Here is a 21,435-nt window from a genome sequence, read left to right on the forward strand (position 1 = left end):
GTGCTAGCCGACTGGATCAGCATCGACATCCCGTGGTGGGCCATCGTCCTTGGCTTTTTCGGCCTGGTCTTTTGGCCTCTCACGATCGCCGCAGCGATTACCGGACTTGCCGCCTGGCGAATACCCGCACTCGCCGTGCGCATCGTCTTTGGCGTTGCGTTGGTACTGTGGCTCACTTCAGCCTTCGTCAATCTCATGTCCATCGGCAGCACCATCGTCGATAACATTCGAATCCACAATCGGCACTACACTCCCGGAGCGATCGGCGACACGACGCTGCTGGCCGATACCGCGATCGACGGGATCCTGTGTTCGCGTGCCGGCGTCGTGCACACCGATTTTCTGGGAAAGCTCGACCAGTGTACGCTCGCGCGGCCGCAACTCGTTCGCGGCGTGCCCTGTACGGGGCTAGTGAACTTCACAAACGGCGTGCAGTGCGTGCTGTCGTCGGATTTTCCGCGCTTCGGCTACGTGTGGCGCGCGGCGACACAGGTGCGCGACTCCGGCGACGGCACCATCTGGTTTCAGATCGGTGCAAACGCGCCGTCGATGACCGTGCTCGGTTCGCCTCTGCTGCCGGATTCGGAAGTCACGTATCAAGAAGGCAAGCTTCTCTCGATTACCTTCGTCGACCATCCGTTGCACTACGGCAGTTGCACCTTCGATCAAATTATCGGCGACGACGGGCGGTTGGAAGCGCAATGCGACGGTAACCAGCGGGCAACGCTCCCTGCGACGGCGCTGCGCGCGCGACAGGACGGCCCGTAACTGATTGGGCGACAGGCACTAGCGCCGTAAAACAATAAGAGGCGGGCATGAGTGACGACGCAAAACGGGCCGCCGGCTACGCTGCGGTCGACCGTTATGTGACCGATGGTGACTGCATCGGTCTGGGGACCGGAACGACCGCATATTGGGCCGTCGAGCGCGTCGGGCAACGCGTAGCGGCCGGCGAGCGCATCGCCGCGGTCGCGACGTCGAGTGAGACCGAGGCGTTGTGCCGTCAATGGAACGTTCCCGTGCTGACCTTGCTCGAACGCCCCATGACCGTCGCGATCGACGGCGCGGACGAAGTCGCCGCCGACTGGTCGCTCACCAAAGGCGGCGGCGGTGCGCTCTTCCGTGAAAAGGCGGTCGCGCTATCGGCAGAGCGGTTCGTCGTGATCGTCGACGAAGGAAAACTCGTCGCCAGGCTCGGCGCGTTTCCGCTGCCGGTGGAAATCGTGCCGTACGCGGCGCCCTACGTCCGCCGCGAAATTTTACGAAGGTTTGGGGACCTGACGATCGTGCGCCGCGGTAGCGAAGAAACGCCGTACGTCACCGATAACCACAACTGGATCTTCGATTGTCACTTCGGGCAGATCGACGATCCGCGCTCGCTCGACGAAACGCTGCGGTACATCCATGGCGTCGTCGCGACGGGAATCTTTTTTGGAATCGCTTCGGACGTGATCGTCGGCGCGGCTAACGGAACGTCTCGACGTATCGATCGACCTCGCTAGCGACCATCGTCAGCGGCATGCCGCCGTTGGTAACGATGCGGTCGTGAAACGCGCGTACGTCGAACGTGGCGCCCAGCGCCGAGCGCGCCCTTTCTCGCAGCTCCGCGAACGTCAGCGATCCGAGCTTGTAGGCAAGAGCCTGACCCGGAAGATCGGTCGCGTACCGCGGGAGCTCGCTTGCAATCTCGGTTTCCGACATGAGCGTATGCTCGCGTAAGAAATCGGCGGCCTTATCGTGACTCCAGCCCAAGGCGTTCATCCCGGTATCGACGACGAGCCGCGACGAGATGAAGATGTCGAGAGCGTGCCGCCCGTAGAGGTCGTAGGGATCTTCGTAGGCACCGAACTCTTTGCCGAGGTCGGCGGCGTACTCGGCGTAGCCCTCGTGATAGGCGGCGATATACGTCGAAATCGCGTGAAAGGCGCGGAAGCGCGGCAGCGCTTCGTTCTCTCGCGCAACGTTGATCTCGTAGTGATGGCCGGGGACGAGTTCGTGCAGCGCAAGTGACGCCAGACTGAGCAGCGATCGCTCCGGGAGCTTTGAGCCGTTGAAGAGATAGTAGCCGGCCTCGCCGGTTTTTGCGCCCGGATGGTAATAGCCGAACGTCATTCCCGCTTCCAGATCTTCGGGAAGACGCTTTGCGCCGAACGGCGCCTTCGGCCGGCGTGCAAAGAACGTGTCGAGCGCGTCATATCCGATTCGAGCGAAGTGCTCGAGTTTCTCGCCAATCTGGTCCGGCGACTGCGGAACGAACTGCGGATCGACGCGCAGCCGCGCGTGGAACTCGGCGGCGGTACCGGTGAAGCCGAGCCGCGCGCGAACCGCCGCCATAGCGTCCCCCAACTCCCCGACGACGCGCAAGCCGCGCTCGTGAATCTGCTCCGGCGTCAACTCGGTCGTCGTGTTGTCGCGCACGCAGTAGCGATAGTGCTCCGCGCCTCCCGGCATGGCCGACTGCCCCCAGCCTTCGGAAGCGGCGGCGGCGTAGGGCCCCTCGAGATACGCGACGAGCTCGGCAACCGCCGGCATGACGTGACTGCGCAGCGCGTCGTCCGTTCCGTCCGGTGCGCCGCCGCGGCCCGGAAGAAACGGGCTCTTCTCGATCGACATAGCGTCGCGGTGCGTGGCGATGATTGCTCCGAGCACGCGGCGCGGCAGCACGATACCGCGCCGTACTTGGCCCTCCAGTTTAGCCCTTGCCGCACGTGCGTACGTGCCGACGTCGCGCAATACGGAAAAGTAGCGTTCGCGCGCTTCATCGTCGTCGACCGCCAGGCCGCGAAAGATCATCTGAAAGGCCGATGGGAAGCAGCGGTAGGGCGTCACGGTGATGACGTGCCAGTAGTGTTGCGTTGCTTCGAGCCGGCGAGCGACGGCGTGCCGCAGCACCGCGAGCGAGAGGCGATCCTGATCGTCGAGCGACGTCGCGTCGATTTCATCGAGGCGGCCGAGCGCCGCGCGGCACCACGCGGCGGCTTCCTCGCTGAGCGTCTCGGTTTCCGGCGCGATGCCCGAGATCGGCAGACCCTGCCCGGCGCGATAGATCGCGGTGAACGCGGCTCCCCGCAGGGGTCCGTGCTCGTCGCGGTTGGTCGATTCGTAAGCGTCGATCGCCGCTTGTAATGCGTGCATGAGCAATGAGTTAGGCGGCGGCCGGGGAAGTTACCGCCGCATCAGCAAGATTCGTCTCGTCAACTACTCGTTGCCGATCCTCGCGATCGAGTTCGTGATCTTTCCCGTTCTCGCGATTCTTCCGTCGTTTTACGTCAACTTCAGCGGCGGCGAACTCGCCTCGTACGCAACCGCAATCCTCATCTCACGCCTGGTGTACTCGTGCAGCGGGCCGGTCGTCGGCTACTTGAGCGACCGCTTTACAACCCGGTGGGGTAGGCGTAAACCGTGGATGGTCGCCGGAACGGTCGTCGAGGTGATCAGCGTCTATCTGGTCTTCGTGCCGCCGGCGCACGCCGGGCCTAACTACTTCGCCTGGACGGCAGCACTCGCGCTTCTCGGCTTCAGCATGATCGACGTTCCCTATATTGCGTGGGGCAGCGAGTTGACTCGCGACTACGCCGGACGTTCGCTCATTGCTTCGTACCGAGCCGTGTTTGCCGTCTTGGGCCAGGTCGTTTTTCTCGCGCTTCCGATGACGCCCGCGTTTGGCGGAAAAAATCTTCTCGAAGCGTCGACGATCGCACGTCTTGGTTTTGTGGCCATGCTGCTGCTTATGGTAACGATGAGCGTCGCGCTGCTGTGGGGACCGAAAGCGGAGGCGGAGGAAACGGCCCCGGCCGAAGCGGGCGTCTTTGCGCTGGTCGCCGACATGGTGCGCAACGTGCCGATGCTCTATCTCACCGGGGCGACCGTCTTCGCATTTCTCGGATATTGCATGCAGTTGACCATCGCGCTGCAGTTTATGGCCTCGATCGGATTTGCGAGCGCGTTTAGCGCGCTAACGCTGGCCGGACTCGTGCTTTCGATTCTCACGGTGCCTTTTTGGGAGATGGTGACCAAGCGCGTCGGCAAGAATAAGTGCTGGGCTGCAGCGCTCGTCGTGAGTTTCCTCGGACTGCCCGCGTACTTTGTCGTAGCACCGCTCTTTGGTACCTTTGCGGCGCTGGTCGTCTCGTCGATCGTCGTCGCACTTCCAAACACCTACATGCTGACGTCGCTGCCGTATTCGATCATGGGCGACGTGATCGATTACGACGAGTTAAAGTCCGGCTCGAATCGCTCGGCAAACTACTCGGCTATCATTCTGCTCGTCATTCGGCTGCAAGTGGCGATCGGCGGCGCCATCGCCTTCTTCATCCTCAGCGCGATGCGGTTTGACGTCCACCGGGTGAGCTCGCACGCGGTGCAGCCCGCGATGATCGCGGCGTACTTCGTCGTGCCGGGAGTTTTCATGCTCCTGGCGTTAGCCTGCACGTGGCCGTTCCCACTCGACGCGCGACGCGCGGCGATCGTCCGTAGGCGACTCGAACGTCGCGCTGGAGGGTAAGCCTATCATCGTTCATCTCGTCGACGGAACCTACGAGCTGTTTCGCCACTTTTACGGATTGCAGCGAGCGCCGGCCGAGAAGCGCGGTCCATTGGGGGCCGTTGCCGGCGTGGTCAACACGGTCCGGCAAATGATAGCCGAGGGAGCCACGCACGTCGGAGTCGCGACCGATCACGTGATCGAGTCGTTTCGCAACGAGCTTTGGAGCGGCTATAAAACGGGAGAGGGCATCGACCAGGCGCTGTTCGCGCAGTTCGAACCGCTCGAGGACGCGTTGCGAGGGATCGGCGTCGTCGTGTGGGCCATGGTCGAGCTCGAAGCCGACGACGCGCTGGCATCCGCCGCCGAGATTGCGTCGCGCGATTCCCGGGTTGAAAAAATCTGCATCTGGACGCCGGATAAGGACCTGGCTCAATGCGTCCGCGGAGATCGCGTCGTGCAAGTCGACCGAAGGAGCAAGATCATTCGCGACGCCGCCGGCGTTCGTTCGAAGTTCGGCGTGGATCCCGAGCTTATCCCCGACTATCTGGCCCTCGTAGGCGATGCGGCGGACGGCTTTCCGGGCATCAAAGGCATTGGTGCGAAGGGAGCCGCATCGCTGATCGCGCGATATGGCAAAATCGAGGACTTTCCGGCCGAGGTGCTCGGCGAACACCGCGCGCTCGCTTTATTATTCAAGCGGCTCGCAACGCTTCGGACCGACGCGCCGCTCTTTGCCAACGTCGACGAGCTGGCATTTCACGGAGCCGCGTCCCCGTCGGCCCCCTAATAGAACGAAGGCATTGGCTGCGGAACGTTTTGCAGGATGTCGTAGAGGATATCGTGCTCTTTTGCCTTCTCGTGTTGGGCATATGCGGCCGAGTCGAAAAGCCAATCGGGTAAGGCATTGGGAAAGGCGATTTCGCCGACGTGCGTATCGAATCCGAACTGCGAACCGTCGTAATCGTAACTCCACGCCAGTCGGTAGACGATCCAGTACGGCGGAATCGGCCGGAAATAAGCGGTGATGTCGCTCGGAACGAGCGGAGGAGTGCCATAGGGCACCAACGCAGGATAGCTTCCGACGAAGTGCGCCTTCCAGATATCGAACGTTGTGACGTCAACCCACAGGTCGCGCAAATTGTGTCGTTGAGGATCGTCGAGCGGGCGCAGTCGCAAGTGATACGCATTGTGCCCGTCCGCCGCCTCGGTGCCGATCAAGTCGAGTGCATAGGCCGGCTTCGCATACGCTGTAACCGTTGCTATCGTCTTCAAGCCGGCGATATCGGGCCGCATCGGCGAAGGGACCGCGGACTGCGCGGTGACGTTCGACTGCAACGTCCACGCGAACGGTCCCTCGAATACCGAAGAAAAGTGCGCGTCGGGAAGCGGTCCGCTCCGCGCCGGTATAGTCCACGTGACGTTTTGAAGCCCGTCCGACGTTCGTTCGGCAAAACGCTCTGCACGACGCCACCTCGACCGTTTATCGGCCCACCCGCCGGTCGTCGACTTCACCAGTTGCGATGCAGTGCGCGCGATGAACCAGTCGTTCGTCCACACCGCGTAGCTCGGCACCGGATAGGTGCGGAGCTTTTCTAGAGCCCGGGAAAGGATCTGCGCCGGCGACGGAGCGGGATTCGTCGCCGGTGACTGCGCCGTAAGGAGTGGAACTAACGCGCAAATCAGTGGATAGGCTCGAATCGTCACGATCCTTCTATTTCAAAGAGCCTCAAGCCAACCTCTTGGCAGCGCCGTAGAAAACGATCGAGCGGAACCCGGGCGACCGCCGGATTGAGCGCGGCCGCTTCGCGATAGGCGCGTCCTAGTGCGCTGCGCGAGAGACACAGGAAATCGAAAAGCGACTGTTGTTCGGCAGCGGTCAGTGCGCCGTACTTCTCGGTCACCTTCGGATCGAGCACGAGCGCCGCCAACGCAAGCGACAACGACGAATTCGTCACGGGCCTAGCCTCCAATATTGTTCGGTGTGACGATCGTCGTGAGAGCCCGAAAGAGCGCGGGGGCCGGATCCTTATCGTTTGGACCGGGGATGTCGGAGTTGACTTCGATAACCATCGTGGCGTCTTGGGCGGGTAAGTAGAACGCCGCGGTATTATATCCGGGCAGTTCGCCGGTATGACCGAGCCAGCCGTGATCGAAACCGATTCCCAATCCGTACTTATGGTCGGGCACGTTCGGCGGCAGCGTGACCCACGTCAAACGCTGCTTCTGTATCGCGGCCGAGAGCTGTGCTCCGGTCGTGTACGCTTTCACCCACGTCCGCAGATCCTGCGCGTTCGAGACGATTTGGCCGGCGGTAAATCCCCAACTTGGATTCCAAAGCGACGCGTCGACTTTCTCTTTGTTGAGGGGCTGAATAGAGAAGCCATGCGCGTACGGCGAAGGCATATTTCCGCCGGTGGGCCAGAACGTATTCGTGAGTCCCAGCGGCGCAAACGACATCGTCTTGAAATCGTCCCCGATGGCGTGCTTCGTAACCTTCTCGAGAATCATTCCAAGCAGCACGGTGTTGGTGTTGCAGTACTGCCAACCCTTACCGGGCAGAAACGGCGGTTTGTGCTTGATGGAGATGTCGACGAGTTGACGCGGAGTCCACGGGCGATGCGGATCGGAGAATAAGTCGTGAACGAACTGCTTGTCGAACGTATAGCTAAAGAGGCCGCTGGTCATGTTCGCGAGCATGCGCAGCGTGATGTTTTTGCCGTTGGGGACGAACGGCTCGTACTTGCTTACCGGATCGTCGAGACTGAGCCGCTTCTTATCGGCAAGCTGCAAGAGCAGCGTAACCGTGAACGTTTTGGTCACGCTGCCGATCCGCACGTGATCGTCGAGACTCATCGCCTTCCCGGTCGCTGGATCTCCCTTGCCGCGAGCCACGATGTACGACCCCTTGCCAGGAATTGTGATCGCGACGACCACGCCTGGTGCTTTGAACGCTGCAAACCAGTTTGCGATGGCAGCGTCGAGTTTCGATACGGTTGCCGGCGGAAACGCGCCGGTAGACGGCGACGGCGTCAGCGCGAGCGCGGTGCTCGCGCGCCCGGCCGCGATCGCGGTAACGGCGAGCGCGGCGGCCACACGCAGACACTCGACAAAACCTCTGCTCATCACCTAGTGGCTATTGGACGCTAGGGGGTTGAGGCCTTGGCGTTGCCCGGGTCCGTCGGCGGCGCGAGTCGATCGAGACGCGCCGAAAGCGCGGCAAACATCGCTGCAATTTGCGCGAACGTTGACGCGTCTCGATCGTCGCGCTCGAGATTGTCGATCGCAAGACCGACGCCGTGTGCGAGTTCGCGAATCGCGTCGATCTCGTCGGGAGCGTAGCGTTCGCCCGTACGCTTCGGCCCACAGAGGATCGCTCCCACGAACGTTCCGTGTGCGAGCATCGGAAACGCCATCTCGCCGGGCAGCGACGTGTCGCATTGGTTGAGATCGACCGGCTCATGCCACGCGCGCATGGTAACGGCTGCCGCGTCGTTCGGCTCGATTTCGGCGGCCATTACGACTTCGGCCGTCGTCGCTTCGCTATGCGAAAGGATGGTCGTACCGGCGCGTTCCACGAGCGTTTCGACATCGGTAAAAAATGCGGCTTCGCGCGCAAAGCGCCGGAGCGCGGTCTCGTTCTCGTGCCGTTTACGGAAAAACACGTTATCGACGGCTGCGTCGATTTTTTGGTGCACGAATCGGATGGAGAAACCTAAGATCAGCGCCAGGGCGGCATTGACCGCTAGGCTCGTGGCGTGGCTGACGTTTTCGAACCATTTGCCGAGCGCCCACTCGACCAGAACGAATGCGCCCACGACGACGACTGAGACGCCGGCAAAGACCGCAGCGCGGTTCACGACGAAGCTGACGTCGAACATCCGCTTCGCGAGCGCAGCGTATGTTAGTCCGGCCGGGATGAAGAAAAACGACGCGTTCTGCACGGCAAACGCGGCCGAAACAACATCTCCCGCGCCAAGCATCCTCGCGAAATAGATGCCGACCGCGATGCCCAGCAAATAGGGTGTAAACGAGGCGATAACCCAAGCCAACCGTTGGCGTTCGTCTAGGCGGGCAGCCGGAATCGCCACGGCCACGCACAGAAGCGAGGAGAAAAGCTGATGCCAAGTGAGGGCGCCTCCTAAGAAGCTGCCGTTCAAAATACCGCTATTGGGATCTGTCCACGGATACAGTGCCGCCGACCCCCCGACCGCCGCCGACGCGAGGTCGAACGGAACACCTATGTAGACGATTGCCGCCAGCAATTTGCGTAACGTGGATAGCGGCCGGCCGAAGCACCCGGCGTAAAGGACCAACGCGACGTTTGCGACAGCCCAGCAGATCGGCGAGATGATCGCTCCTGCGAAAAACGTGACGCGGCTGTCTGGCCAAACCATTCGATCCAGCGAGCTGACCATCGCTAGCGCGAGCAAAATCGCGAGCAGTAACCCGTTTTCGCGCGTCGGTGCGCCGCGGATCGCAATCAGGGCGGCAAACCCGAGCGACCAGAACACCGCAACGAGCCGCTCGACCTGGGAGGGATCCAGCGGCGCTTGGACCGGAACGATAGTGGCCGCGATTGTGTGCGTCCCGCGGTGCGCAATCATGCGGAAAGGCACGCCGGGTATTGGATTGGCGAAGCCTTCGAGGCTATAAAGTTCACGGGCGTCTAGACGATCGCCCGCGCGAAATCCGGCGCTAAGCGCCGGGTCGGAAACTGCGGCCGCCCGTAGCTCGAAGGGCTCGTCACCTTGCAACAACGTCATTCCAGTACTGCCGTTCCAATGCAGCACCGTGAGCGTCGCCAGCTCCCAGCAATTGGCAATCGCCGCAACGGCAAAAAGCCACGGCACCAGACGCCGAAACACAGTCACCTGCTTGAATCGTTCGTGTAGGAGCGCAGCATCCCCCTGGGAACCTTACGCCCACGAGCGTAAGAGCGACCATCGCATGGTCGCAAGCCGTCGAAGCATTTACGAAAACGAAGCACGAGCGCATCAAGCACGAAGCCCTAGCTGCGCGAAAGCGATCTGCTCGGTTACCCTTCCTTTGATAAGGCCCTCAGACGCAGCAGATTGGCCTCTCCGCGATCAGGTGGCGCTGCCCATGGACGTTTGGCTGTATAAGGGGTTGCGCCGGGGAGGAATCTGTGAGACACTCCTTCCCGCCCAAAGCGCGATCTTTCGAGTGGTCGATGAATTGCGCCCACCGAAAGATAGGTTCGATATTTCCACCTTTTTAGAACTTCCGTTGAACGCTGCAATTCTTCGCGGCATCGCGGACCTCAACTTTACCGAGACTACACCGATCCAGCGCAAGGCCATTCCCGTGGCCCTTGCCGGTCACGACGTCTTTGCAAGCGCTCCAACCGGAAGCGGCAAGTCCGCGGCGTTCGGCATCCCGCTGCTGCAAACGTTGCTCGAATCGCGCGGCCGTCGAAGCACCGCGCTCGTACTGACGCCCACGCGCGAGTTGGCAGAGCAAGTCGCTCGGTTCCTCCGGCAATTAGCGAAGCACACGGAGTTGCGCGTTACGCCGATATACGGCGGCGTGGCGATGAATCCCCAAATCAAAGCCATGCGGCGCGGCACCGACGTCATCGTCGCAACGCCCGGCCGGCTCATCGATCTGATGCAGCAGAACGAAGTCTCGCTAGCCAACGTTGAAGTCTTCGTGCTCGATGAAGCCGACCGCATGCTCGACATGGGATTCTTGCCGGCCGTAAAGCGCATTATCGCCAAGCTTCCAGCCCGCCGCCAAACGTTGTGCTTTTCGGCCACGCTCGACGGTGAAGTCGCGCTGCTGGCACGCGATTTCATGCGCGAACCGGTGCGCATTGCGTTAGCGCCGCGTACCGTGCCCGTCAGCACCGTGACCCAGTCGGTATACGACGTGGAGCCGCACAAGAAAACGGACCTGCTCGTGGACTTGCTCAAAGACGGCCGCATCTTCAACGCCATCGTCTTTACGCGAACCAAATCGCGAGCCGAGCGCGTTGCCGGAGCCCTGATGCGGCATCAGGTCGGCGTGGATCGCATTCACGGCGATCGCTCGCAGGCGCAGCGCTCGCGTGCCCTCGAGGCATTCAAAAAGGGGCGCCATCGCGTCTTGGTCGCCACCGACGTCGCCGCGCGAGGAATCGACATCGACGACCTCGGGCACGTCATCAACTACGACGTCCCCGCGGAGCCTACCGATTACGTCCACCGAGTCGGACGCACGGGACGGGCTCAGAAATCCGGCGAAGCTATTACCTTCGTATCGCGCGACGAGGCCGGCTTGTTCGCGCGTATCGAGGGCGCCATCGGCGCGCGTTTACCGCGCACGGAGCACGAGTTCGTCGACTTGGGTGCCGAGCGTGCATTGACAACCCCGCCGGAAGTGCGCCGCAGGACGTTTCAGCGGCGGCGCCGCCGGTAAAGCGGAGAACGGAGGATCGCTATGCCAAGACGCAATCGAAATCGCAATGCAAACCCGCGCGTTTCGAAAAACCACACGGTAAAAGACACCAAGGAAGCGCCGCTGGAAGTCTTCGGCAGCATTCTACAGGTCTTCCCCAGCACGACGTTTTCGGTCGAGCTGGATAACGGACATACCGTTCTAGCCCATATCGCCGGCCGTTTACGCCGGCATCACATCAAGATTCTTCCGGGCGACCGCGTAGACGTCGAACTTTCCCCCTACGATTTGACGAAGGGCCGCATCGTTTATCGTTATCGTGCGGGCGAAGCGCGCAAATCCTAAACGCGACTCGAACGCGCTAGATCGTTATCCGAAAGGCGCCCGAAGCGCAAATCTCGGCGATGCGTTCGTGACTTAGGCGTAAAAATTCGACGTTGGCATAGAGAAACGGCTCGCCGGCCTCGACCGCATCGTAGTTCGCCTGAGCGCCGGGATTGAGGGACGGCCGTTGGCGCAGCGTCTGCGTCTTCAGATTCACCCGATAGGCACACCGGGCTCCAAAGAGGCTCACTTCCCCGCGAGCGTTCGCATAGCCGCCGTAGATCGGTTCGAACGATTGATCGGGGAGGTCATTTTTCTTGGCCCTTCGGCCGACTTCCAAAACGGCGATTGGTACGCGCGAGTCTTCTACCGGATTTTCCACTATAGGTGCCTTATTCCCCGAGTAGCATGGAAAGTGCTCTATAGTACACCGTCCAAGCAACCACACACTCTCTCTAGGCCCAATCCAAGGTGACCCTATGGCTGCGGCGCGCTTACTTGTGAAGAGGCGCGATGCGTCCTGCCGACGCCGCGTCAGGGCGTAAATGCATACAGCGTGCCTTGGTTACCGTTGCCGCCGTTTGCGGTCGTGCCGTAAAGCGTTCCATTGAGAAGCGTCAGCGCTGCGAACGGCGAGAAACCGTCGGACCCGCTACCGAAGCTGTGTAGTACGCGTTCGCTACCGGCGGCCGTCAGGCTGTAGATCGTTCCGCCGCCGTTCGCCCCGCCCGAAACCGTCGTACCGTAGAACGTTGCGCCACGAACGGTCAGGGCTGCAAGCGGCTGCAGACCGTCGGGCCTATTCGTGAAGCTGTGGATGACGTGTTCCGCGCCGGCTTGCGTGATGCTGAAGACGGTTCCGAAATCACGCGTGCCGCCGAACTGCGTGGTGCCGTAGAGCACCTTGCCCGCCTTGATCAGGCCTGCGGCGGGACTTGCGCCGTCGGGTTTCCCTTTGAAGACGTGCAAAATGCGTTCTACGCCGTTGAGCGAGAGCCGAAAGACGATACCGGCTCCGGTGCTTCCCGGCCCCGTACGGGTCGTTCCAAAGAGCGCTCCATTGGCAAACAGCAAAGTGCCGATGGGATGACTCCCGTCGGAGGCTGCGCCGAACTCGTGGAGCACGTGCATCCTGCCGTTGGGCAATAAGCTGAACGCCGTTCCGCGGTTGAACTTGCCGCCTTCCGACGTAATGCCGTAAAGCGTACCGGCAACCATGACGATGCCGTACGGAAACGAACCGTCGGAGCGTTGAAAAGCGTGGACGATCTGCTCGGTGCCGCCACGCGTAATCCGGAAAACGGTTCCGCAGCCGCTGCTCAGACAGATACCGTCGCTGCCCCCGCCGAACGTCGTGGTTCCGTACAGGTAGTTCTTGGCGGTGGTCAACCCGTAGACCGGCCGCGCTCCGTCTTGGCCTTTCCCGAAGACGTGCAGCACGCGCACTTTTTCGGCCGCACTGAGCGCATAGACGACGCCCCCGTCCTTCGCCCCGCCTTTTTCGGTAGTTCCGAACAAGACGTTTCCGTCGGCCTCCAACGCACCATACGCTGGATGTTGGCCTCCGGCACCACCCGGGAAACGGTAAACGATGCGATACGAGGAAGCGCGAGAGTGCGTGACGTCATCGATTGACCCGCCGTATTGCGACGGTGAGATTCCGGGCGCAGAACACCCCGCGACGCCGATCGCGAGCAGCGCCCCGAGGACCGGTCGAATCATGAGTGATTGTTCGGGGGTTACCTTATTCGATCATTTCAGCGCACGCTTCGCGCTGGGGACTTTAGTCCTTACTCCGTCCTCGGCCGCGCGAAACGGCAAGGCCTTGGGACGTCAAGCTTAAACTCAGGAGCTCCCAATCGGCGAGGGCAACGCCGATATGTTCTTCGTAAGGATACCAGCCGCGCAGCGAACGCAGGGTCGCGCCATGAAGTTCGAACTCTGCGAGGGCAAGCGCAAGGCCGGCACCGAGAGCGCCAAAGGTGCGCGAATCTTGAACGCGCTCGTAGGACGTCCTTACTTCATCGCGGACGCGGCCGAACAGGATCTCGTCGTCAGGTGCCATGGGGGCTTAGTGTTATCCGCAGGTTATCCACCTTCCCGGTGACGATTAGGCGCCTTCTCGCTGGGCCGGACCTATCGCCGGCAGCCCAATAGGCGTACGATGAGACCCACCGATCGGAGGTAAACGTGCCGTCCAAAAAAGCCCATGCCGAACTAAAAGTCGGCGATAACGTTTCCATCTCGGGAGAAGGCCTTCGCGGTGTCGTCTCGGACGTGCATCCGCACGAGGCTATCGTGAAGCTCGAATCGGGCGAACATCGCCGGTTCGCGCTCGAGTCAATTCATCGCGAAGCAACGCTCGACGAGATCTCAAACTTCGTCGATCATTGAGCATCGCGATGGAGACGCTCGACGTCACCGTAAACACTGAGGACTCGGCACTCGGCCAATGGACCGTGGCTCGTTGGTCTCCCCCGAGCGCGTCGCAGCTGTCGGACTTCGTAGAGCATATCTGGTATTTCGACGGCGCGTTGGCGCACCCGCGCGAGCGCGTTTTTCCCGACGGCGGTGCAGAGCTCATCGTGATGCTCGACGAGCGGCACCGTGACGGTGATAAGGAGACGCTCGCGCCGTTTCCCGCCGTGTGCATCAACGGCTTGCGCACGCGTCCGTCGGTCGTGGTCGCGCCACGCGGACGGTGCCGGGTTCTCGGAATCGCTTTCAATCCGCTCGGTGCCGCGTCACTTCTGCGTTCGAAGATGAGCGATCTCCTCGACGTCACGATCGATTTACGCAGCGTGCTGGGACGAGGCGCCGACGAACTCGGCGCACGCTGCTCGGACGCCGCGGAGTCCTCAGCGTGGAACGCGTCCCGAAATGCCGATGCGATCGTGCGCGCCGCCGCGGATTGGACGGTGAGTCACATCGACGCCGGCGCTGACGGCGACCCGCTGGTCCACTTCGCAGCGCGTGCCATTCGCAACGCCAACGGGGTCGTCTCGGTGAACGGCCTCGGTAGTGCGCTGGGGATTTCCCGGGCTCGATTTGCTCGACGCTTTCGCGATCGGACGGGAGTAACGCCGAAGTACTTCGCTCGTATCGTGAGGTTCAGCTCGGCCCTCTCCGCGCTATCGCACAGCGAAAGCATCGTTGGAGCGGCTGCCGAGCTTGGCTATTACGACCAAGCCCACATGTATCGCGACTTCGAAGAATTCGCGGGAATGACGCCCGGCGAATTCCTCGCCGGGCACCGGTATCCCGGATCCGCGAGCCTCGCCGAGCCCTGATCATTTTTCCAATACGCCTCCGAGCACGACGTGCTAGCATCGACCCATGAATACAACCGAGAAAAACACGATACAAAGCATCTATCCAGCCGTCCGCTACCAAGATGCGAAAAAAGCGATCGCATGGTTGAAATCAGCGTTAGGTTTCGCGGAGCACGTGGTATACGAAGGCGACGGCGGGCGGATCGAGCACGCACAGTTGCAGCTCGCGGGAAACTTGATCATGCTGGGCAGCGAGAAAACCGACTGCTACGGCTCGAGCCCGCGCAGTCTCGGTGGCACGACCGGCACCATTTACATTGCCCTTGAATCCCCGGCGCAAATTGACGAGTGCTATGAGCGCGCGAAAGCGGCAGGTGCCGAAATCGTTCGCGAACTGGGCGACACCGATTATGGCTCGCACGATTTCGGCGTGCGCGACCTCGAAGGCCATATCTGGAGCTTTGGAACCTATCGACCACAGGCGACATAGTCTAGACCACCCACGGCATTTAAGAACCTCTTAAGGGGCCGGCGCGCGTCCCCATCGGTGGATGCTTATGCACAAGGCGTGAAAGGCATCAGGCGGTAAACCGGTTCTATGAGAATCGCCAGATATCGCGTTACTAATTTTCGCTCGGTCGTCGATAGCGGTTGGATCAACCTTGACGACGTAACCACATTGGTCGGCGAAAACGAAACGGGCAAGACCAACCTGTTGCTGCCGCTGTGGAAACTCAACCCGGCCGGAGGCGGCGGTGAAATCGAGGTCTTGGCCGACATTCCTCGCCGTCACTATTCGGAAATGCGGCGACGTCTGGGCGAAATCACTTTCATCGAAGCGGAGTTTCACGTCGACGAGGAGTTGGCGAACGAACTCGGCGGTTTGGCGGGTTGCGACGCCGATCAGATGAGAACCGTCATCATCGGTCGTGCTTATGACGGCGAATACAGCGTGACGTTTCCGCAAGCCGACCCGATTTTAGTAGTGTCCCCCGCGCAAGTCGTCACCGCGCTCCGGAATATCGTAAGCAGCCTCTCGCAACTCGCCTCACAGGATCACGCGACTTGGACGGCCGCGTTACACGCCGCGCAAGCGCAACTTCTAGCAGCGCAGCGAGACACCGATTGCTACACCCATGCCGCCGCGGCTAAGCGAATAGCGGCCATTACTGCCGCGATGTTGCCCGACGATGCCGTACCCAGCCACGACGTCCGTCAAATGATGCTCGACGAGGTCGAAGCGCTCTTTGCCGGCGCCAAAGCGCAGCGGCCGAACGACATTGCCAGCGTCAATCGGCTCGTCATCGAAACGATGCCTCGATTCATCTACTATTCGGATTACGGCACGTTGGATACCCGAATTTACTTGCCGCGGGTGATCGAAGACTTGAGCCGGCCGACCGAAGACCTCGGGCGCCGAGCGGCCGCGCAGATGCGAACGCTGCGCGTCCTATTCCAGTTCGTCGGTCTGTCACCGAAGGAAATTATGGATCTCGGGCTCGAGGGAGAGCCCGACACCGATCTCGGTCAGGAAGAAATGCGGCGAACGGCACGGCGTAAGGAAGAGCGCGAGGTGCTGCTGGTTTCGGCTGCGACCGCGTTGTCCGAGCGCTTCAAAGACTGGTGGAAGCGCGGGAACTACGCGTTTCGCCTTAGCGCCGACGGTAACTATTTTACGATCTGGGTATCCGATGCCACACGTTCGGAGCCCGTCCAGCTCGAAGGCCGCAGCCACGGCCTGCAGTGGTTCTTCTCGTTTTTCATCGTCTTCCTCGTCGAGCGCGCGGCCGAGCACAGCAATGCCGTGCTGCTCCTGGACGAACCGGGTGTAACGCTTCATCCCCTGGCGCAAGAGGATCTCTTCCGATTTTTTGCCGGCCTTGCACAGGACAATCAACTGATTTACACGGCGCACTCTCCCTTCCTCATCGATCCCGATCGGCTTGCGAGCGTGCGCGTCGTTTTCATCAACGAACGCGGCGAAACGGAGGTCTCCGCAGACTTGCGTAAGCCCGAGCGCGATCGACGCCGCGCCAGGGCAATGTTCGCAGTCGACGCGGCGCTGGGACTGTCCGTGTCGCACCCGCTTATGCGCTACGCGAGTCCAACGATCGTGGAGAAGACGAGCGACCAGACGTATCTCACGATTGCCAAGACGGCGCTCATTGCCGCCGGACGCATCAAGCCTTCGCGCGAGCTCGTCTTTTTGCCGGCGTCGGGAGCTGACGCCATCGAGGCAACCGCATCAATCGTGGGCTCGAAGGGACCACCGCCGGTCTTGCTCGCGTCGTGCGCGACGGGTCAGCAGACGGCGCGTGCGCTTCGCGATCGCCTCTACACCTGCGCTCCGGATCGCGTTCTCGAAGCCGGCGAGTTCGCCGGCGTTCCCAATGCGGGGATCGAAGATCTCATGCCCCGCGACTTGATGCTTTCAGCGATCGCGTTTCTCTACCGTACGAATGACGAGAGGCTTTTCAGCGAAGACTACGATGCAGCGCGTGCCATCGTCCCTCAAGTTGAAGCCTATTGCGAGCGCCAGGGTATCGTTTTGCAGCCGGGCTGGCGAGCCGATCTCGCTCTCGACGTTCAGCGGCGCGCGATGCGTAAACCCGAGAGCGTGCCGGCGGAAACGATGGATTGCTGGCAACATCTCTTCGAGCGCATCGCGGCGACGGAATCCGAACGCTCAATGCAGCCCGGAGAGGGTGTAAGAATCTCCCTGCCCGCGATCCCGACGGCTATATCTACTGGCGCCACCGGTTAAACTCTTCGGTAAAATAAACGAATCTGCGCTCGAAGGCTGCAAACTTCTGCTCGAATGCCGCAAAGCCGTGCTCGGATTGCGTAAACCGAAGTTCAAACGCTGTAAAACGGTGATCGAAGGTAATAAAGGCTTGCTCGAAGGTCGAAAACCGACGTTCGAAGGCCGTAAACTCTTGGTCGAAAGCCGTAAATTTTTGCTCGAAAGCCGTGATGCGACGCTCGAGCCCCGTGAGGAGCCCGTCGATGACCGTATCTCGCGCGTCGACGTGATCGAAGGCCGCGCCGACGGAATCGAACTTCTTTTCGAGGAACGACCGAAGCTCGATAAATTGGTCGCGAAGCTGTTCGGCTAACGTACCTTCCGAGGTTCGCCCACTAATAGACACGCCGTCTTGCTGCAACCGGCATCGCGATGGTTCCTTTTGGCCGGTTGACTACGGACCGTGTGCTCGCCAGCGAAACGGAGAGCCTAAGATGCCTCACGCCGGACGGGTACGGAGGCGTGACGGGCGAAACGTGCCATGGATCGCCGTGGAATAACGCGGCCAGGGAGAAGTGCAATGGATATCGATGTCGCCAAACTCGACCATCTGCTGACGGCGCCAAAACCCAGCGGCGATCTGATCCTCGATACGCGGGATCCGCAGGCCGCCGCGCGATGGCATCCGGAGGGCCACGGCGCCCGCTATCTCAACGTTCCGTACGATGCCTTTGAAAGCGATGCCGAAGCTGCCGTTGCGCAGCTTCCCCAAGATGCGCAAAACGTTCACGTGCTCTGTGCACGCGGTATTTCGGCCGCCGACATTGCCGAGATTTTGCGCGGCCATGGGATAGCGGCCGGCATCGTCCAGGGCGGCATGGCGGCGTGGGCGACCTATCACCGCGTCGTTCGAGTGAGTGCGCCCGACGAGGCATTTGCGATCTATCAAGTAGTCCGTCCGGCCAAGGGCTGCCTGTCCTATCTCGTGGTTTCCGGAACGCAGGCACTCGCGATCGACTGCACGCGTCTGACCGACGTCTATCGTGACCTGGCAGAGCGGCTTGGCGTTACGCTGGTGGGCATCGCCGACACGCATCTGCACGCCGATCACGTTTCAGGAAGCTCGGCGCTTGCCTCCGGTGCCGCACCCTACTACCTGGCCGACGACGATGCCGAAGGTGCGACCGTTGCTCGTGAATCGATTCCGCGTACGATCGACGTCGGCGAGACGCCGATTCGCGTCCTTTCGCTGCCGGTTCCGGGTCACACGCTTGGAAGCACGGCGTTCTCCGTTGGCGGGCGGTATCTCATCAGCGGCGACACACTGCTCCCCGACGGCATCGGACGCCCCGATCTTGGAAATCACGCCCGCGAATGGACCGAGCATCTTTACGACTCTGACCGCCGTCTCGGAAGCGTGCGATTCGCGGATGACCGTACTCCCGGCGCATGCCGGCTCGGTTTCGCATTACGACGATCGCGGCGCGTGCGTGCGCGTCTTGAGCGACCTGCTGGCCGCGCAGCTCGATTCGGACCGCGCGCATTTTGTGGAACGCGTGAGCACGACCGCGGCCGCAAGCTCGCAGCCCGCGGAGTATGCCGAGATCCGGCGCGTCAACCTCGGCGCTGAGGTTCCCGCAGCGCGCATCGCCGAACTCGAAACCGGCGTAAACCAATGTGCGCTAAAGCGCTGACGTTATCGTAGGCAAGGTTTGTAGACGCCCGCTCGCCCTACGCTCTAGCAACCCATTGGTGGTGCGCTTAGCGAGCAGAAACTGGCACGTTTCTTAACGCCGACGCGATGGCCGACTGCGGGAGTAACTGCCGATAAGCATTATGTCGGCGACCGTCGCCTCGCTTAGTCGGTCGCGCTTGTAGTCTATTAAGAAGGGTCTCGTCCATGAGTCGTCGTTTGCAACGCTCTGCTTTGCTATGTCTTTTTGCCGCATCGATCGTCGCGTGCTCCAGAGGCGGCGTCTCACCGGGCGGACCCGCTGCCTTGCCGCCGGTCGCCGACGCGCATCGCTTGAAACAGGCCGTAAGCGGACAAATCACCATTGAAGGCCGAGTTACGAGCATCGTACCGACGCCGTACTTTCACGTTGTGGTGGACGTCAGTGGGCAAAGCGCTTCCGTCTACACGAGCGAGCTAAAAACGGCCAAACCGGGCGACACCGTTAGGGCCGTCGGCTTTTACAACTCATTGGGCAACTTTCAGGCTTCCTCCGCGAGCATCGTTTCGACGGCCTCCAGCTCGCCCACGCCGAGCAGCTCGCCGCTGCCAAGTACGTCGCCGTCGCCGGTGCCGGCGCCCAGTAGCGAGGTGCCCGGCGTCATAAAGCAGTTCCAGGTTTTCGATTACGACATCACGGCAGCGCAATCGACCAGCAACGCGCCGAAGATGAGCGTGGTCTGGGGCGCGGGCATCGGAGATGCCGGCGCAAACCCACACACCTGGCTTGCCGGGAACTCGCACCTCGCCGCGACGCAGTACGTCGTGCAGCCGACGGATCACTATGCGGTTTCGCACCACGACCTCGCGTGGTGGCAATCCAATCACCCCGACTGGATCGTATACGATTGCGACGAGTATAACCGTCCGACACGCACCGTAGCCTATCAGCCGGGCTTGCCGCAAGACGTTCCGCTGGACATTCACAATCCCAGCGTCGTAAGCTATCAAATCCATACCGCGGCCGCCTTTGCGATTGCACACGGTGCAAATGCGATCGCTGCCGACCAAACGCTGTTCTTCGATTACGATGGTAATCAGCAACCCGGCTGGTTCGGCTGCGGCGTGTACGCGCGCGACGGAAGCTTCGTCCGTCGCTGGGGCGCAGCGAAGGGCGGTTTTCCGAACTACGATCCGCAGTGGAATCACGACGTTGCTGGTTGGGTGGCGAGTGCGAAAACGATTCTTACCACCGACGAGGCTCTAGAACCTCACCACATCAAGCTCTTCGTCAACCATCCGGCGGGATCGGTCAGCAATCCAGACGAGCTGACGGTCGCCGCCAACGTTGACGGCGACGTCAACGAAACCGGATTCACGGACTACGGTCACTACGCGACCAGTCCCCATCTCTTTAAGTCGACGCTCGATTACATGGAACTCGTTCAGGCAAAAGGTAAGCAAGCTTTAGAAGTAGCGAAGTTCGGTGGGGGCATCTCGCCGGCGCAGCTCGCGTATGCAATCGCGACGTTCCTAATCGGGAACGAGGGCCGTGCTTCGCTGTTTATCTCGCCGGGCTCGTACGGGGAAATTATCAACTACCCGCAGATCTCGACCGTTAACTCGAAGCTCGGCACAGCCTGTGGGTCGTATAGCACCATTGCCGGCGGGTATGCGTACGAGCGCAAGTTCAGCGGCGGGTTGGTGATCGTGAATCCTGGGGTCGGGGGAACGGTTAGCGTGTCGCTTTCGCACGCGTACGCGAACCTCATGGGAGGCACCATCGGCATCGGCGCGTTGTCGGTGGGCCCAGCCCAAGCCTACGTCCTTTTGACGAGCTCGAACGGGTGCGTTTAAACGGGCGCGCGATCCCACGGTTGATCTGAAGGGCTATCGCCGCACGCGATGAAGGTGGTCCATACATTAGCTCGCGGCCACCCTCAGACAGAGAGAAGCGAGGGAAAACAGCGGGCGGAGGAGGTGGTCGTCGTTAGTATAGACAGTAGTAACCAGATGATCGGAGGTGCCGCCCGTTAGGGCGGCATCTTCACTTTCCGGGCGAAATCGAAAGGCACGCGAACTCGATGTTCTCTGTGCCGTTGCCGGGATCGCCGTCGGTTCCAAAGGTGTAGATGCGCGACGTCGGGCAGGTGATGGTTCCCACCGTCGCGCCGCCCTTGACGGCCTTCACCGTCAGCGTCACGTCCGGCGGCTGAGCGTTCTTAAAGATGTCGCGATCCGATGCTGCGACAAACGGCCGCGTAAATGCAATCGCTTTGAAGCCCGGGCCGCCGGCCGATGAATCGAAGCTCGTTGCGGTGTACGTGCCGTTCTCGACCTTCATCTTCATGTTGTTCCACGTGCCGAGATCGTGCGCGCCGTACGTGATGGCGTACGTGGTAAGGCCGGTGCTAGCAGCCGCGGGTACGGCTATTGCCGCCGCAAGTGCGGCCAGGACGACATATCGCAAGTGGAACCTCCTTCTAGTAGGCGTTCGTCGCTTTTCCGCCTCGGAAGCTGCCACACCCGTGCCGAGGGGCTC

22 protein-coding genes are annotated in these 21,435 nt (G+C 61.3%); 12 read left to right on the forward strand and 10 right to left on the reverse strand.

Going from position 1 to position 21,435, the window contains the following annotated elements:
• Both VGG89_13810 and rpiA read left to right on the forward strand, forming a co-directional pair.
• Window positions 1-768 carry a hypothetical protein gene (locus VGG89_13810; GenBank protein ID HEY1977623.1) on the forward strand — a complete coding sequence of 256 codons (768 nt, stop codon included), beginning with the start codon at window positions 1-3 and terminating at the stop codon, window positions 766-768.
• 47 nt (window positions 769-815) lie between these two features.
• On the forward strand, window positions 816-1,502 hold the full coding sequence (gene rpiA / locus VGG89_13815; protein HEY1977624.1) for a ribose-5-phosphate isomerase RpiA: 687 nt from the start codon (window positions 816-818) through the stop codon (window positions 1,500-1,502).
• On the opposite strand, the gene VGG89_13820 is transcribed toward rpiA, so the two are convergent.
• Complete coding sequence (locus VGG89_13820) at window positions 1,465-3,135, reverse strand: DUF885 domain-containing protein (GenBank protein HEY1977625.1); 1,671 nt, start codon at window positions 3,133-3,135, stop codon at window positions 1,465-1,467. The two genes, rpiA and VGG89_13820, sit on opposite strands and share 38 nt — an antisense overlap.
• Here VGG89_13820 and VGG89_13825 point away from each other — a divergent pair.
• Window positions 3,134-4,504 (forward strand): MFS transporter, encoded by a 1,371-nt coding sequence (locus tag VGG89_13825; GenBank protein ID HEY1977626.1) that lies wholly within the window; start codon window positions 3,134-3,136, stop codon window positions 4,502-4,504. The genes VGG89_13820 and VGG89_13825 overlap by 2 nt on opposite strands.
• Before the next feature lie 7 nt (window positions 4,505-4,511).
• A complete protein-coding gene (locus VGG89_13830; protein ID HEY1977627.1) occupies window positions 4,512-5,273 on the forward strand; it encodes a 5'-3' exonuclease H3TH domain-containing protein in 762 nt (253 codons plus the stop codon).
• Here the strand turns inward: VGG89_13830 and VGG89_13835 are convergent.
• The 4 genes from VGG89_13835 to VGG89_13850 are packed head-to-tail and all read right to left on the reverse strand — an operon-like array spanning window position 5,270 to window position 9,351.
• Complete coding sequence (locus tag VGG89_13835) at window positions 5,270-6,190, reverse strand: hypothetical protein (GenBank protein HEY1977628.1); 921 nt, start codon at window positions 6,188-6,190, stop codon at window positions 5,270-5,272. The two genes, VGG89_13830 and VGG89_13835, sit on opposite strands and share 4 nt — an antisense overlap.
• The gene (locus tag VGG89_13840) at window positions 6,187-6,441 is read right to left on the reverse strand and encodes a hypothetical protein (protein ID HEY1977629.1); all 255 of its coding nucleotides are present in this window, start codon (window positions 6,439-6,441) and stop codon (window positions 6,187-6,189) included. Before VGG89_13840 ends, VGG89_13835 begins: the two co-directional genes overlap by 4 nt.
• 4 nt (window positions 6,442-6,445) lie before the next feature.
• Window positions 6,446-7,609: a serine hydrolase domain-containing protein gene (locus tag VGG89_13845; GenBank protein HEY1977630.1), complete on the reverse strand. Its 1,164-nt coding sequence runs from the start codon at window positions 7,607-7,609 to the stop codon at window positions 6,446-6,448.
• Between the two features lie 20 nt (window positions 7,610-7,629).
• Window positions 7,630-9,351 carry a hypothetical protein gene (locus VGG89_13850; GenBank protein HEY1977631.1) on the reverse strand — a complete coding sequence of 574 codons (1,722 nt, stop codon included), beginning with the start codon at window positions 9,349-9,351 and terminating at the stop codon, window positions 7,630-7,632.
• 382 nt (window positions 9,352-9,733) lie between these two features.
• Here VGG89_13850 and VGG89_13855 point away from each other — a divergent pair, with 382 nt between their 5' ends.
• Both VGG89_13855 and infA read left to right on the forward strand, forming a co-directional pair.
• On the forward strand, window positions 9,734-10,903 hold the full coding sequence (locus VGG89_13855; protein HEY1977632.1) for a DEAD/DEAH box helicase: 1,170 nt from the start codon (window positions 9,734-9,736) through the stop codon (window positions 10,901-10,903).
• Between the two features lie 102 nt (window positions 10,904-11,005).
• Complete coding sequence (gene infA, locus VGG89_13860; GenBank protein ID HEY1977633.1) at window positions 11,006-11,227, forward strand: translation initiation factor IF-1; 222 nt, start codon at window positions 11,006-11,008, stop codon at window positions 11,225-11,227.
• Window positions 11,228-11,243: 16 nt separating this feature from the next.
• Here infA and VGG89_13865 read toward each other — a convergent pair whose 3' ends face one another.
• From VGG89_13865 to VGG89_13875, 3 genes are all read right to left on the reverse strand, one after another.
• Window positions 11,244-11,588, reverse strand: coding sequence for a hypothetical protein (locus VGG89_13865; protein HEY1977634.1), 345 nt, complete (start codon window positions 11,586-11,588; stop codon window positions 11,244-11,246).
• Window positions 11,589-11,740: 152 nt separating this feature from the next.
• Window positions 11,741-12,928, reverse strand: coding sequence for a choice-of-anchor tandem repeat GloVer-containing protein (locus VGG89_13870; GenBank protein HEY1977635.1), 1,188 nt, complete (start codon window positions 12,926-12,928; stop codon window positions 11,741-11,743).
• 61 nt (window positions 12,929-12,989) lie between these two features.
• On the reverse strand, window positions 12,990-13,271 hold the full coding sequence (locus VGG89_13875) for a hypothetical protein (GenBank protein HEY1977636.1): 282 nt from the start codon (window positions 13,269-13,271) through the stop codon (window positions 12,990-12,992).
• Window positions 13,272-13,396: 125 nt separating this feature from the next.
• Between VGG89_13875 and VGG89_13880 the strand changes: the two genes are divergently transcribed.
• From VGG89_13880 to VGG89_13895, 4 genes are all read left to right on the forward strand, one after another.
• A complete protein-coding gene (locus VGG89_13880; GenBank protein HEY1977637.1) occupies window positions 13,397-13,600 on the forward strand; it encodes a hypothetical protein in 204 nt (67 codons plus the stop codon).
• A gap of 8 nt (window positions 13,601-13,608) precedes the next feature.
• A complete protein-coding gene (locus VGG89_13885; GenBank protein HEY1977638.1) occupies window positions 13,609-14,496 on the forward strand; it encodes a helix-turn-helix domain-containing protein in 888 nt (295 codons plus the stop codon).
• A 46-nt stretch (window positions 14,497-14,542) separates the two neighbouring features.
• Complete coding sequence (locus tag VGG89_13890) at window positions 14,543-14,968, forward strand: VOC family protein (GenBank protein ID HEY1977639.1); 426 nt, start codon at window positions 14,543-14,545, stop codon at window positions 14,966-14,968.
• Window positions 14,969-15,076: 108 nt separating this feature from the next.
• On the forward strand, window positions 15,077-17,242 hold the full coding sequence (locus VGG89_13895) for an AAA family ATPase (protein ID HEY1977640.1): 2,166 nt from the start codon (window positions 15,077-15,079) through the stop codon (window positions 17,240-17,242).
• Here the strand turns inward: VGG89_13895 and VGG89_13900 are convergent.
• Entirely contained in the window at window positions 17,223-17,627 is a 405-nt protein-coding gene (locus VGG89_13900; protein HEY1977641.1) for a hypothetical protein, read from the reverse strand. The genes VGG89_13895 and VGG89_13900 overlap by 20 nt on opposite strands.
• A gap of 174 nt (window positions 17,628-17,801) precedes the next feature.
• Here VGG89_13900 and VGG89_13905 point away from each other — a divergent pair, with 174 nt between their 5' ends.
• Window positions 17,802-18,851, forward strand: a complete 1,050-nt coding sequence (locus VGG89_13905; protein ID HEY1977642.1) for an MBL fold metallo-hydrolase — start codon at window positions 17,802-17,804, stop codon at window positions 18,849-18,851.
• 270 nt (window positions 18,852-19,121) lie between these two features.
• Entirely contained in the window at window positions 19,122-20,750 is a 1,629-nt protein-coding gene (locus VGG89_13910; protein ID HEY1977643.1) for a hypothetical protein, read from the forward strand.
• Window positions 20,751-20,940: 190 nt separating this feature from the next.
• On the opposite strand, the gene VGG89_13915 is transcribed toward VGG89_13910, so the two are convergent.
• Window positions 20,941-21,363, reverse strand: a complete 423-nt coding sequence (locus VGG89_13915; GenBank protein HEY1977644.1) for a hypothetical protein — start codon at window positions 21,361-21,363, stop codon at window positions 20,941-20,943.
• Window positions 21,364-21,435 lie beyond the last annotated feature (72 nt).

The sequence above is a fragment of the Candidatus Baltobacteraceae bacterium genome (assembly GCA_036488875.1).
GTDB lineage: Bacteria > Vulcanimicrobiota > Vulcanimicrobiia > Vulcanimicrobiales > Vulcanimicrobiaceae > JAFAHZ01.

Coding starts and splice junctions, on each gene's coding strand:
- rpiA (HEY1977624.1), top strand. CDS start 816: ATGAGTGACGACGCAAAACGGGCCGCCGGCTACGCTGCGGTCGACCGT.
- VGG89_13825 (HEY1977626.1), top strand. CDS start 3,134: ATGAGCAATGAGTTAGGCGGCGGCCGGGGAAGTTACCGCCGCATCAGC.
- VGG89_13820 (HEY1977625.1), bottom strand. CDS start 3,135: ATGCACGCATTACAAGCGGCGATCGACGCTTACGAATCGACCAACCGC.
- VGG89_13845 (HEY1977630.1), bottom strand. CDS start 7,609: ATGAGCAGAGGTTTTGTCGAGTGTCTGCGTGTGGCCGCCGCGCTCGCC.
- VGG89_13870 (HEY1977635.1), bottom strand. CDS start 12,928: ATGATTCGACCGGTCCTCGGGGCGCTGCTCGCGATCGGCGTCGCGGGG.
- VGG89_13875 (HEY1977636.1), bottom strand. CDS start 13,271: ATGGCACCTGACGACGAGATCCTGTTCGGCCGCGTCCGCGATGAAGTA.
- VGG89_13885 (HEY1977638.1), top strand. CDS start 13,609: ATGGAGACGCTCGACGTCACCGTAAACACTGAGGACTCGGCACTCGGC.
- VGG89_13890 (HEY1977639.1), top strand. CDS start 14,543: ATGAATACAACCGAGAAAAACACGATACAAAGCATCTATCCAGCCGTC.
- VGG89_13895 (HEY1977640.1), top strand. CDS start 15,077: ATGAGAATCGCCAGATATCGCGTTACTAATTTTCGCTCGGTCGTCGAT.
- VGG89_13905 (HEY1977642.1), top strand. CDS start 17,802: ATGGATATCGATGTCGCCAAACTCGACCATCTGCTGACGGCGCCAAAA.
- VGG89_13910 (HEY1977643.1), top strand. CDS start 19,122: ATGAGTCGTCGTTTGCAACGCTCTGCTTTGCTATGTCTTTTTGCCGCA.